The 13,939-nt window shown below is 44.0% G+C and carries 9 protein-coding genes; 5 read left to right on the forward strand and 4 right to left on the reverse strand.

Annotated elements, in window-relative coordinates; all coding sequences use genetic code 11:
* Window positions 1–72: 72 nt before the first annotated feature.
* Complete coding sequence (locus BBEV_RS07815) at window positions 73–2,490, forward strand: Lon protease family protein (RefSeq protein ID WP_069364957.1); 2,418 nt, start codon at window positions 73–75, stop codon at window positions 2,488–2,490.
* A gap of 45 nt (window positions 2,491–2,535) precedes the next feature.
* On the opposite strand, the gene BBEV_RS07820 is transcribed toward BBEV_RS07815, so the two are convergent.
* Window positions 2,536–4,221, reverse strand: coding sequence for a BCCT family transporter (locus BBEV_RS07820; RefSeq protein WP_069364958.1), 1,686 nt, complete (start codon window positions 4,219–4,221; stop codon window positions 2,536–2,538).
* Between the two features lie 242 nt (window positions 4,222–4,463).
* Between BBEV_RS07820 and BBEV_RS07825 the strand changes: the two genes are divergently transcribed.
* On the forward strand, window positions 4,464–6,491 hold the full coding sequence (locus BBEV_RS07825; protein WP_084007293.1) for a flagellar assembly protein A: 2,028 nt from the start codon (window positions 4,464–4,466) through the stop codon (window positions 6,489–6,491).
* Window positions 6,492–6,497: 6 nt separating this feature from the next.
* Here BBEV_RS07825 and BBEV_RS07830 read toward each other — a convergent pair whose 3' ends face one another.
* Complete coding sequence (locus tag BBEV_RS07830) at window positions 6,498–7,394, reverse strand: diacylglycerol/lipid kinase family protein (protein WP_069364960.1); 897 nt, start codon at window positions 7,392–7,394, stop codon at window positions 6,498–6,500.
* A gap of 259 nt (window positions 7,395–7,653) precedes the next feature.
* On the opposite strand from BBEV_RS07830, the gene trpB reads away from it, so the two are divergent.
* Both trpB and BBEV_RS07840 read left to right on the forward strand, forming a co-directional pair.
* Window positions 7,654–8,817 (forward strand): tryptophan synthase subunit beta, encoded by a 1,164-nt coding sequence (trpB, locus tag BBEV_RS07835; RefSeq protein ID WP_069364961.1) that lies wholly within the window; start codon window positions 7,654–7,656, stop codon window positions 8,815–8,817.
* A 310-nt stretch (window positions 8,818–9,127) separates the two neighbouring features.
* The gene (locus tag BBEV_RS07840; RefSeq protein WP_232318310.1) at window positions 9,128–10,816 is read left to right on the forward strand and encodes an IS1182 family transposase; all 1,689 of its coding nucleotides are present in this window, start codon (window positions 9,128–9,130) and stop codon (window positions 10,814–10,816) included.
* Here BBEV_RS07840 and BBEV_RS07845 read toward each other — a convergent pair.
* Both BBEV_RS07845 and BBEV_RS07850 read right to left on the reverse strand, forming a co-directional pair.
* The gene (locus BBEV_RS07845; protein ID WP_069364963.1) at window positions 10,802–12,169 is read right to left on the reverse strand and encodes a GGDEF domain-containing response regulator; all 1,368 of its coding nucleotides are present in this window, start codon (window positions 12,167–12,169) and stop codon (window positions 10,802–10,804) included. The genes BBEV_RS07840 and BBEV_RS07845 overlap by 15 nt on opposite strands.
* A gap of 82 nt (window positions 12,170–12,251) precedes the next feature.
* Complete coding sequence (locus BBEV_RS07850) at window positions 12,252–13,520, reverse strand: Y-family DNA polymerase (protein ID WP_069364964.1); 1,269 nt, start codon at window positions 13,518–13,520, stop codon at window positions 12,252–12,254.
* Between the two features lie 93 nt (window positions 13,521–13,613).
* On the opposite strand from BBEV_RS07850, the gene BBEV_RS07855 reads away from it, so the two are divergent.
* Window positions 13,614–13,928, forward strand: coding sequence for a YolD-like family protein (locus BBEV_RS07855; RefSeq protein ID WP_069364965.1), 315 nt, complete (start codon window positions 13,614–13,616; stop codon window positions 13,926–13,928).
* The last annotated feature ends 11 nt before the right edge of the window (window positions 13,929–13,939 follow it).

Below are 13,939 nucleotides of genomic sequence, written 5' to 3' on the forward strand. Positions count from 1 at the left end.
AAAGGCAGGAAAAACCACTGGATGTGTCAAAGGATATGATAAAGTCGTTTGTTGATTCATAGGGGGGGTTTCATGAACTGGATAAGTGAATACCGAACCTCAAGAAAATTAACTGCAGATCAATTGACTGCTTCTTGTGATCTTAGTCAATTTCCTGAGGTTACGAATGATTCCGATGAGGTGCATGAGAAAGAAATGATCGGTCAGGAACGTGCTGAAAAAGCCATGGCTTTTGGTCTGGGTGTCAAGCAGTCCGGTTATAATCTCTTTGTTGTTGGTCCTTCTGGAACTGGTCGGGTAACCTATACTTTGCAAACCGTTCATCGCCTCGCGAAAGAACGGCCTGTTCCGAATGATTGGTGTTATGTATACAATTTTGAGGATCCTGATCAGCCATTTATGATTACTTTCCCACCTGGAAATGGGCTGGGATTCAAGAAAGATATGGAAGTCCTGCTTCTCGATATTGAAAGGGAGATCCGATCCGCATTTACAACAGAAGAGTTTGAACAGGAAAAAAGAAAACGGATCGAGTCCTTCAAGAGTGAGGTAGATAAAGCATGGCGATCGATCGATCAATTTGCGTCAGACAAACAGATCTATGTGGAACGTTCTCCTGAAGGGATTCACACGTATCCGATGAAAAATGGCAAACCTTTGACGAATGATGCGTTTCTGGAACTTCCTGAAGATGAACGTCAACGACTTCTTGAAGCAGATCAGGAGGTTGAAGATCAAATACAGGAAACGGTGAGTGAGATCCGAAAAACTGAAGAAGAACTTCGAAAAGCAATGCACACCTTTATGCAGTCAATCGTTTCATATGCGATTGAAGGATTATTCAGACCGCTCAGGGAGAAATATCAGGACAGGCAGCGGGTTCTGCAATACCTGGATGCTTATTTTGATGATGTAGTGGAACACTTCAGTTTGTTTTTCCCTGAACACGATCAGCAGGAACAACTGGTGACTCAACTTGGAGGACCGAAAGAGAAACAATTTCTCCGTTTTACTGTGAATTTATTTGTGAATCACAAAGAGCGGTCAGGTGCCCCAGTCATCTATGAGACGAATCCTACATTTGATAATTTATTCGGTCGTATCGAATATCAGGGGCAGATCGGAAACATGACAACTGATTTCACGAAAATAAAACCAGGTGCACTACACCAGACAAATGGCGGATACCTCATTTTACAAGCCAACGAGCTCTTTTCCAATCCTCATGCATGGGGCGCGTTAAAGCGTGCCTTGCAGGCCAGGAAGGTCCGTTTTGAACATCCGAACGAGAACAGAGGAATGCTTCCGACTACCGGGATGAAACCGCAGGCGATGCCATTGGATGTAAAAATTATTATCATTGGTTCTTATATGATTTATGACATTCTTTCAACCATTGATGAGGATTTCGTCAAATTATTCAGCGTGAAGGTGGAGTTTGACACAGTGATGGAACGTGACGCTGACAATACGATGAAATTATTCTCATTTATCCGGCAATATGCGATTGAGGAGAGGTTGCAACCGTTTCATCGGGAAGCTGTGGCAAAAGTCATTGATTACAGTTCGCGAATGGTCAATGAGCAAAATAAATTGACAACAAGATTTCAGGACATTACCGGTATCCTCGTTGAGGCAAATTATTATGCTGTCCAGGCAGGAGATGACATTGTCGGAAAATCTCATATCCATACGGCTCTTGAGGAAAAGGAACTTCGTGTCAGTCATATCCCGGAACGCTACAGGGAAATGATTAAATCAGGCCGTATTATGATCGATTCAGACGGGTATCGAATCGGACAGATCAATGGCCTCGCAGTACTGGGTTCGAGAGATTCTGTTTTTGGTATTCCTGCTAAGATCACAGCTCAGACTTTTGCCGGTAAACAAGGTATCATTAATATTGAACGCGAAGCATCCCTAAGCGGCCAATTTCATGAAAAAGGGATGTTGATCCTCACAGGGTTTCTGTCAGGTCAATTTGCTCGCAATCGTCCAATCCCTCTATCTGCTAGTATTACCTTTGAGCAAAGCTATTCACTGATCGATGGTGACAGTGCATCTTCGACGGAGCTTTATGTACTGTTATCTTCATTATCAGGTTGTCCAATCAACCAAGGGATAGCAGTGACCGGGTCGGTTAATCAATGGGGAGAGATTCAACCGATCGGAGGAGTCAACGAAAAAATCGAAGGGTTTTTTCACATTTGCAGAGAACGTGGATTAACAGGATCACAAGGTGTTATCATTCCAATGCAAAATATAGGACAACTGATGCTTCACGATGACGTGATAAACGCCGTTTCAAAAGGTGATTTTTCGATTTGGGCCATAGAACATATTGCTGAAGGCCTTGAAATCCTTATGGGTATACCTTCGGGATTCACACCGGGTGTTGAAGCGGAGAGCTATCCTGATGGTTCGGTATTCCAGAAAGCACAAAAACGCTTTGATGATATGTATGAAGCGATGAACGAAGAAAAGGATTAAACGCAAAAAGCCCGGATCATCAATTGATCCGGGCTTAAGTGTGTTTTACTCGCGGTATTCTCTTTCAAGTTCTTCAAGTTCTTTCTGTTCAATATCTTCAAGTTCTTCATCACTCAATGGTTCATCATGGAAGACGTCGCCTTCAATCTTCCGTTCACGTTCGAGGTCTTCAAGCGCAGCGAAGACACGTGTACGTTCGGATGGAAGTGACTGCTGGTTGTATTCCTGAAATAATGCTTTGAGTAAAGAAAACACCATAAAGAACATAATAACCATGAACGGGAAACCGCCAACGACGGCAGATGTCTGCAGTGCCTGTAGTCCACCTGCAAGCAGAAGAACGGCTGCGAATGCACCTTCAATGGTACCCCATGTAATCCGGAGCAATAATGGAGGATTCGGGTTACCTTGCGATGTCAGCATCCCGATGACATAAGTTCCGGAGTCGGAGGAGGTTACAAAGAATGCTGTCAGAGATAGCATTGCTACAACAACTAGAAGTCCGGAAAATGGGAATGTCTGAAGCATGGAAAAGAACCCGAGGGCTTCGTTTTCCAATACATCTGAAAGGATCGTTCCGCCAGTGAAATGTTCGTTATACAGAGCCGCGCCACCGAATACGCTGAACCAGACCATACTTAGCAACATAGGAACAAGCATGACACCAGCGGCAAAACTTCGAATGGTACGACCGCGTGATACACGTGCGATAAAGGTACCAACAAATGGTGCCCATGAAATCCACCATGCCCAGTAGAAAATCGTCCATGCATCATACCAGCCTTCTGTATGCTCTCCTGCGGCATCCATACCGAAGGACATGGAAAGAAGATTTCCGAAATATGCGCCTGATGAATGGGTGAACAAATTCAGAATGAATAAAGTCGGACCGAGAACCAGAACAAATAGTAATAACAGCCCTGCAACAGAGAGGTTGATTTGACTTAACCACTTAATCCCTCTGTGAATACCGGATGTTGTCGAGAGAATAGCCATTAACGTAACCACAACGACGATCGCTACCCATAAGAGTTCACTGTCTGGTATACCAAATGTGAGTTCCATCCCTGCACTGATCTGCATCACACCAAATCCTAAGGACGTGGAGATTCCAAACAGCGTGGAGATAGCAGCAATGATATTGACAGTATTGCCTGTTTTTCCATTGATCCGATCTGCACCAATTATCGGTTCGAGTGTTGAACTGAGCAGCATCGGCAGTCCTTTACGATACGTAAAATAGGCAAGGGAGCCGGCTACAATCGCATAAATGGCCCAAGGGTGAATTCCCCAATGAAAGAATGAATACTGCATAGCCATATGTAACGCTTCTTCTGTGCCTGCTTCGCCCATCGGTGGCCACTCATAGTGATTGATCGGTTCCGATACACCCCAGAATAACAGCCCTATCCCCATACCGGCACTGAACAGCATGGAAAACCAGGCCATAGTAGAATATTCTGGTTTTTCCCTGTCACCACCAAGCCGTATTTCCCCGACGGGACTAATGATGAGGAAGATCACCACAATGACAAATGCACTGCTTCCGAGAATAAATGTCCACCCTAGGTATTCGACAACCCATGCAAAAGTGTTGTCGACATAGGTTTCAAAGTTAGGCAAACTAAAGCCTAAAATGACAAAAAGTATTGAAAAACTTAATGCAATGATAAATACGGGTGTTTTTGCAGATGCTTGGAACGTTGTTAATATTTTCGATCTCTTACCCATATTATTCCTCCTTTTTAATTTGTTGTTTTTTGAAAAACAACATAAGTTCATACTTCATTAACCTTTATTGCACTAGCCTAAACATGATCTCACATATTCTCTCATAATCCATGATCTTAGACAATGTTTCAGTTTAATCTGGTGAATGTGTCATAGGACAATAGTATTTATGTTGCTGTCAAACTTAGATGATTTTGGAATTCGGAAGATTAAAGGTATACTAGTGTCAAGTCGATCAAACAATGGCAGGTGATATCGTGATGAAATCGATTGAATTTGAGGGGAAAAGCTACGAAGATGCTGTCGAAAAGGCAAGCGTTATTCTCGGGATCCCAGCAGATCATTTATCCATTGATGTGATTCAAGTGAGGAAAAAAATTATCGGGTTCAATCGTAAAAAATACCGAATCAGCGTATCCCCAAAACCCGTTCTGGATAATCAAGTTTTACATCACCTTGACAAGTGGATCGATTCTTCTGTTCATACAGGTTCACGGGATGAAAAATCAGATTTTTTCCTTACGGGAAAGGCTTGGATTAAGTCAGGTGAACTGATTTTTTCTGCAAATGAGGCATTGCAACCGGGCATTACAATTCCCGAAGAATTAACAATGTACATCAATAACCAACGTGCACAAGGTTCGGTCACATTGTATGAAGGTGATCAGATTCGCTTTACTATGCCATACGTGAAACAGGACAGCGAGTGGTCTGTCCGGATGGACGAGTCAACACAGGAAGTGTTTCTGAAGATCATGCCCGGAAAGTATCTCGTCCCTTTTCTCGAAGACCATCAACCCGACTCAGATTTACAGCTCACCTTAGGTTATTTCGAACAACCGGATAACGAGGTGGCGGAGAATATGATTTTTGATAAATTGCATGAAATGAATATCATTTTTGGCATTGATGATTCTGCTATTGAACGCGCTTGTGATACACATAAAGAAGGAGAATTTCTGATTGCAAAGGGCAGACCCCATGTAGATGGGGAGGACGCATTGCTGGATGTACATGTAGCATTGAATCATGAGCGGTTGCTCAGTAGTGAAGATAATGAAGGTAAGATTGATATCCGCGACTCCCTTACAATCCCGGGAATCCGTAAAGGAGAAGAAATCGCCAGAATCATCGAAGCTACAGATGGTGTTGACGGGATCAGCGTGACAGGGGATGTGTTGAAAGCGTCTGACGGAGCCCCTATTTCTATTAAAAGCAGTAAGGATATTGCAATTTCCGAAAATCAATCGATTCTTGCACTTGTACCAGGGCGCCCCCAAATTGAAATTTCTGGGAATCTGTACAGAATTGTTATTGCACCGAAGTATACACACAAAGGAGATCTAAAACCAAAGGACGGCCACGTTCGATTCGTAGGAGACGTCGAAGTTTCAGGAGATGTCACGGATGGCATGAAAGTTTCTGCAGAAGGAACAATCTTTATTCATAACGGTGTTTATCATACGACAATTCAAGCAAGGGAGTCAGTCATTGTCGGAAAAAATGTCATCAGCTCCACAGTCATTGCCGGAAAAAACAGTGTGATTCTGAATACACTTGGATCGCGGTTAAGTGCATTCATGACTGATTATGAAGCATTTGTAAATGCCCTGAATCAACTCCGTCATGTCGAAGAATTTCAAACTTATTTTCTCGACCCTTCTAAAGTCGGTACACTTGTTCAACGGGTGAAAGAGTCCCGTTTTCCTGCCATTGAGCAAAACGGCAAAGAGTTGACAGCACTGATCAGTGAGAACCAGGAACGCCTCGAATCCGTCTGGATGGATTTCAGGCAGGCTATTGAAAGACATTTCCTCAGTTTTCGACTGCAGAAATATTTCTCATTGGAAGCTCTCCAGGAAATTTATCATCAGGGAAAGGAGCTCCTTGCGATTTGTGAAGCTCCTGGTTCGAAGGAGGCGGATATCACTATTAATTATGCGACTAAGAGTTTCCTCGAAGCAAGTCGTGATATCCGTGTACTCGGTAAGGGGCTGTTGCACTCGACGGTCATTGCAGGCGGTCACCTGACATGCGACGGCAAATTGATCGGGGGTGAAACCGATACCTTTTCGACGGATCTTCACACCGTGGGCTCACCTTCCGGCGTCAGGACCATTCTGAAAGCCGATGCGGATGGTTTCATCCGGGCCAGTCTGGTTCATCCGGATGTCATAATACGCGTAGGTAACCGGCAATATTTTTTCACCCATGAAGAATCAATGATTCATGCAAGAATTAACGATCAAGGAGAACTTCTGCTGCATTAATTGACATCATTCCAAGGGGATTAAAAAACGAATATAGGCAGGTAACGCCTGAAATACAAAATGCGATTCCTGGTATGTTTCCCCGTCTGTATCCACATCCATCTTATCTTCGGTTGTCAAAGTGAATGACGCTGTGTCGTAAACTTCTATAGACGGCTCTTCCTGAGGACTTTCCGGCTTCACTTTGAATTGTAACCATTCGCGAAACAGGTGCAGTCCAGCCTCCCTCACTATGACAAGTTTCATACTTCCTTGATCAGGCATTTCGTTTGCAAAGGGAATTTCTGTTGTCCCGATTGATTTTCCATTTAGTACAGCAATCATCACTGCGGTTCCAGCATGTTGCTGGTTTTCGTCGTCGATTATTTTATAACGAAATGGCTGACTCGTTTCTTGCACCGTTTTAAGTGCACTGTACATGTAACTGAATGGACCAGTTGTTTGTTTTAAATTCTCATCTATATTTTCAGAAACCTGAGTCACCAAGCCTACGCCAGCGAAATTTATAAAATAGCGTTCATTGATTTGCCCCAGGTCAACCGCCGTTTCTTTTCCTTGTCCTGCGAGTAAAGCCGCATTTTTAACATGGATGGGCACACCGATACTACGGGCAAAATCATTAGACGTACCAGCAGGTAAAATACCAATTACCGGTCGCTCTTTCAACGGTGCGATCCCATTGATTGCTTCGTGAAGTGTTCCGTCACCGCCCATGACAAAAACGATATCCATTTCCACTCCTTTTTCAGCGGCTATTTGTTCAATATCTCCCGGGGCTTCAGACTTTTGGATCGTCAATGCTCTTACATAGGGCGTAATCGCCTTCACTGCCTCACCGATCTGATTATATTTATCCTGGTTTCCTGCGTGTTCATTATAGATGAGCAATCCTTTGTTATACATCGTGTGATCTCCTTTTCATGAACTGAGGCTGTTGGATACTCGTGACTTCAGTCATGAGAGGAAAACAGCCCGATTATTTCTTTATATGCACTTGTCATCTTGCATTCCCTGATAGTTGGTCTGCTAATCGAACTAATTTTGAAGACACAGGGAGCTGAATATTTCGTTGACAGCACTTTTAAATATTCGATAAGCTATTATCATCTTTACAAATCTAAAGAAAAAATTAGCCGAGCACCAGCTGAGGAGAGTGTTGAAAATGAACCGGTCAGAAACAAGAGAAAAGGGTTATTTTGGTGAGTTTGGTGGAAGTTTTGTACCGCAATCCCTTCAAGAGGTCTTGGACCTGCTTGAAGAATCGTTCTTGAAATACAAAGACGATGACGATTTTAATCTGGCGTATAAAGCGTGTTTAAAAGATTTTGTCGGCCGTGAAAACCCGCTCTCATATGCCAAACATCTGAGTGAGGATTTTGGCGGACCAAAGATCTATCTGAAGCGTGAAGATTTAAATCATACAGGTGCCCATAAGATCAATAATGTAATCGGACAGATTCTCTTAGCTGAAAGGATGGGCGCGCACCGGATTATTGCAGAAACCGGGGCCGGACAGCATGGCGTTGCCACAGCTACGGCTTGTGCCATGTTTGGCATGGACTGTTCGATCTATATGGGTGAAGTGGACATGAAGCGGCAGTCTTTAAACGTTTTTCGAATGGAGCTTTTGGGTGCAAAAGTAATCCCGGTTACTTCCGGACAAGGGCGCTTAAAGGATGCGGTGGATGCGGCACTTGGCGATCTTGTCGAAAACTATGAGTCGACCTTTTATCTTTTGGGTTCAGCTGTGGGCCCTCATCCGTTCCCTTCGATGGTGAAACATTTTCAGGCGGTGAGCAGTGAGGAATCCAAACGACAGATCCTCGACAAAGAGGGGCAGCTTCCTGCAGCCGTCTTTGCAGTTACTGGGGGAGGCAGCAATGCGATCGGTGCTTTTGCCCATTATATCGATGAACCTTCTGTACGTTTGATCGGAGTGGAACCCGAAGAGGCTGCGACAATGACTGAGGGCACACCAGCGGTGATTCATGGCTTTAAGTGCCTGTTGCTTCAAGACTCAGAGGGGAATCCATTGCCGACCCATTCGATTGCCGCAGGACTTGATTATCCCGGAATTGGACCGGAGCACAGCCAATTGAAGACCTCTGGACGAGCGGAGTATTATACAGTGAGTAAAAAAGAAGTGCTCGAAGCGTTTCAATTGCTTTCGAGAAAAGAAGGCATTATTCCTGCACTCGAGAGCGCTCATGCCGTTGCTTTGGCCAAGAATCTCGCCCATGAATTCACATCGGATCAAGCCGTGATTATAAATATTTCCGGCCGTGGTGACAAAGATGTTGAACAGGTTTTTGATATGCTGCGTTAATCATTTCCAGTAAAAGGAGGCTGGGACAAAACCCAGTAAATAAAGAGGCCCACACCAAACGGTGTGGGTTTTCTGTATAGAAGGGTTGATTGTGCAAAAATACAATCGCTTGCCGCGGGCAAGGCTTCAGCTAACCGTCGGAAAACCACCGCCGGTGGATCTTCAGCTCTTGCTTTTCCCGCAGGCGTCTCATGTATTTTTGACAATCAACTGCATTGAAAGACCGTCAGGTCTTGATTTTTACATAAAAAAAGGATACCTTCGGATTAAGTTAGAACGACCAAGTCATAACAAAACCGGAGGTATCCTTATGTTTCTCGATTATAACATGAATCAGCTCGTTTTGCCGATGGATTTATCGCTTCAATTACAAAAAAATGATGTCGCTTTTGCAGTGAATGACTTGGTTGAATCGATACCTGAAGAAGCTTTTGAAGCTTTTTATAAAAGTCAGGGTCGCCCTTCTTATCATCCGAAAATGATGATGAAGGTGATTCTCTGTGCGTATACTCAATCGACTTTTTCTGGACGGAAAATTGAAGCCTTATTGCAGGACAGTATTCGAATGATGTGGCTGGCACAAGGACACGCGCCGACCTACCGGACGATCAATCGATTCAGAGTACATCCCGACGTTGAAGAGCTCTTACGTCAGTGTTTTGTGCAATTCAGAAGCCGACTGGTTCAGGAAGAAGCAATTGATAACGAAGCAATTTTTATTGATGGTACAAAGATCGAAGCCAACGCGAATAAATTCACGTTCGTATGGAAAAAATCCGTGCAACGGTATCATCATGATATCGTTACGAAATCAAATGCGATCTATGATGAACTGATTGAACAGGAAATCATTCCTGCGATTGAACTGGAAGATCAGGAAGCCTTAACGGATGATGAGCTGAATAAAGTTCATGAAGAGTTGGACCAGACCGTTCAGGATTACGACAAGCAAATCGAAGAGAATGATGATGCGAAGGAAAGAAAAAGACTGAGATCAGAGCGGAAAAAGCCGAAAGAAAAGCGTAAAAAATTTCAGGATTTCATCGAACGTAAAGCACGTTATGAGAAGGATCTCGCGATCCTGGGTGATCGTAACAGTTACTCGAAAACCGATCATGATGCCACGTTTATGAGAATGAAAGATGACTATATGAAAAATGGCCAACTGAAAGCCGGTTACAATCTCCAGATTGCAACGGAAGGACAATATACGCTCGCTTATGACATCTATCCAAATCCGACTGACACACGAACCCTGATTCCATTTCTGGATACCATCGAGAGACGGTACTTTTCACTGCCTGACTATATTGTTGGGGACGCCGGATACGGAAGCGAACAAAATTATGAGGATATTTTTTTGAACCGTCTATCAAGCACACCACTGATCACGTATAGTATGTACCGAAAAGAAAAGAAACGGTCATTCAAAACCGATCGCTACCATGTGATGAATTGGAATTACAATCAGGATCAAGACTATTTTCTCTGTCCAAACGGCAAAAAAGTCACCTTTCGCTATGTATCCAAACGAACCGATCGCGCAGGATTCGAACGAACATTCAAGGTCTATGAAAGTGAAGACTGCACGGGCTGTCCCTTACGGGCCAGTTGCACAAAAGCGAAAGAAGGCAAAAACCGTAAGGTTTATTACAATGAAAAATGGGAGCTGCAAAAAGAGCATATTCGTCAACTGCTTTCGGAAGAAGAAACTGGCGCGATTTATGGCAGACGTAAAGTCGATGTCGAACCAGTTTTTGGATTTCTGAAGGCCAATTTGCATTTCACCAGAATGTCGGTGAGAGGCAAAGACAAAGTGAAAAAAGAAATGGGTTTTGCACTCATGGCAGTGAACTTGAGAAAGTACACTGCGTTATACTGTTTTTTATATTTGTATCAACAGACAAAACGCTTCCGACTATCAATTTATGATAATCGGAAGCGTATTTTGATCATTCAAGGCTTTTTGTCCCAGCCTCTTTTATTATACTTTCAATAAGCGCTTGATCAAACGCTCTGTCCGTTTGAATACAATAGGCATATCCAGTGGTTTGAACAGGTAATCATCGGCGCCGAGTTTCAACGCTTCGATCACATAATTACCATCTGTTAAGCCAGTGAGCATGGCTACAACGATATTTTCGGAGGGGTACTCTTTTCGTATGGTTTTCAGTGTTTCAAATCCATCTTTTCCAGGCATAATTGCGTCCAGTAATAGAACGTATTTCTCGCCGCTTTCATACCATTTGGATGCGAGGAATCCCTCTCCGTCAGAATACGTTGTCACGCTGATATTCCAAGGTAATTGTACCTCGTGCTTCTTGAAATAATCTTTTAGCATTGTTCTGATCATATCCGTGTCTTCAATGACAATCAGATGAATGGTAGTTTGCGTTTGCTCGGTGATTTTCATCGACGTATCGTATTGACTTATTCTGTTCCGGCCATTGGACTTTGCATCATAGAGCGCTTCATCAGTCTCTCCAATGAGTTTCGTCTCATCAAGATTACGCTCGGATATGAAATTTAATCCAGTGGAAAACGTAATGGAAAACTGTTCCCCATCATCAGATTCGAAGGTCTGGGTTTCAACTTCCTTTCTAATCCGTTCCACCACTGCCTTTCCATCTTCAGGAAGCGTATTTGGGAACAGGATCACAAACTCTTCTCCGCCGTACCGGCAGACAATGTCTGATTCCCTGGTTTTGTTATTCAAAATACTTGCAAATTCATTCAACACAACATCCCCTGTGGTGTGTCCGTGGGTATCATTCACCTTCTTAAAGTGATCAATATCGATCAAAGCAATCGTTCCCGGATCTTCTGTCCGCTGATACCATGCTATCATTTCATTCAGTTTGGCGTTCATATACTTCCGATTGAATGTCCGCGTTAAATCATCCACCAGAACCGCCTCGTCGATTCTTCGTTTATATCCCAAACGGTTTTGGACCAGCGCATGGATCAGTTTTGCTGAAATGGGTTTTTCGATGAAATCATGTATGCCATTCAAATAGCCCATCATTTTGTCTGTTTCCGATATATTGTTTGATATGACCATCAAAAATCCATGATGGGCTTTCAGGTATTCTGTCAGGTGAGTTAAAAACCGTTCGCCTTTCTTTCCGTCAATAAACTCACTGTCGACGATCATGACATGAGGTTTTGCTTCGTACATCAGCTCCATACTTCGAAAATGATTCGGGGCTGCAAAGACTGTATAATCGTGTTCTTCAAGGATTTGTTTGATGGTTTCAATCTCCTGGAAATCCTGCGCTGTAATGACTATCGTTTCGTATTGTTCGATCAGTTCTGTTTGCTGTAAGGGTTTAAATCCTGGCTGTTGAGTCATGTCTCCACCTCCCGATATCGATACCATTATACAAGATGCCGGGCTTCATTGGTATGGCAATAACAAGCAAAGACTGAATCTCCTACTTACGACGGTGGCCTCCGATGAGGAGGTTACGATGTCTGGCTGTACCTGCATCGGTGTAGGAAGAAGCTCTGAGAATTGCGTTCGGACCATACATGTCACGAATTTCATCCATGACATGTCCGATTTCACGTTCCTTTTCGTTATCGCGCTCTGGTTCGAAAAGATTCAGTTGTGCATAGTGGTCAGGTTGGAAGTCACTCAAAGATACACTGACTCGCCGTATGGATAGACCGGTGCTCATATGATCATCCAAAAGAGAAATGAGAACCTGGTAAACCGTTCGACTGACATTTGTACATGCGCTCAGGGAACGAGTACGGCTGAAACCTCCGCCTGTATCGTAGCTGTAGCCGATCATCAGACCGACCGTATTGCCTGCAACGCCTGCTTTTCGGCAGCGCCGGGTGACTTCTTCTGTCATCTCAAGGAGAATCACCTTGATTTCGTCATAACTATAGTCACGCATCAGAATTTGACCGTTGGAGATGCTCGCATCTTTCACAGGTGGATGACGCTTCAATTCGGTCAGATCAACACCTTGGGCATGCCAGTAGAGCTGGGATCCCATTGCTTGACCGAACTCCCTGATCAGTTTCGCTTCCCCGGCTTTGGCTAATTCTCCTACTGTACGAATACCCATTTTATTCAATCGCTTTTGGCTTCTTGAACCGATGCCCCACATGGATCCGACAGGATGAGGCCAAAGAACGGACGGGACATCGGCATACGTCCAACGGTCAATCCCTGAGGATGTTTTTTTCGCCGCAAGGTCCAGGCATAATTTACTCAACAGCATATTATCCCCAATCCCGATGACCGAAGGAACGCCTGTCGTTCGGAGAATGAGCTGCTGGAGATGTCGGCCAGCTTCTTCCGCCGAAGCCCACATATGAGAAACCGGATCAAATGCAGCAAACACCTCGTCCACGCTGTACACAAAGAGATCGTCAGGAGCAAAATAGTCCTGAAGGGTTTCTGTGATACTCACTGAGACTTGAAGATAGGTGAGCATTTCAGCATTGACGATGTGAATAGCCGGATGATGGGGGATATCAAAGCGCCTGTTGCCGGTTTTAATACGGAACCGGCGCTTCATTTCGGGAGATGCTGCGAGAACGATACTGCCATCAAAATCTTCTGCACCTACTACAGCAATACAGGCCTTTAACGGATCTAGGCCCAACTGTCTGGCTGCAATGGATGCATAAAAGGACTTCATATCAATACAGAGGGTTGTGCGCACAGGGAATAAATCATATAACATCGGTCTTGCCTCCTATTGATACGAATAAATGTTTGGTTTATAGTATCAGTATAAGTTCGAACATATGTTTTGTAAAGCGGGGAGGTCAACGTGATGCATGACCGTGGAATGAAAAAATGGACACAGATGATGTTGCCGGAACACCGGGCACTGCTGAAGGAATTAGATCGTAAAAAAAGCTATGCCCCAAGACCGGATTTGGATCAACAGGAGCTCGAAGAAATGATGAGATGTGCTCAGGAAGCTTATGCAACGGGGAATCCTGTGATGATCAGCTACTGGACAACGGGACACGTTGAAAACATCACTGGCACCATTCAGAAGTTTGATCAGCAAAGGGGGCAGTTCAGATTGGATGACGGAGCGTGGTACAAATGGAAAAGCGTTGTATCGTTGGCTCTAACATAAAAAGGATCCCG

The sequence above is a fragment of the Salisediminibacterium beveridgei genome, assembly GCF_001721685.1.
Taxonomy (GTDB): Bacteria; Bacillota; Bacilli; order Bacillales; family Salisediminibacteriaceae; genus Salisediminibacterium; species Salisediminibacterium beveridgei.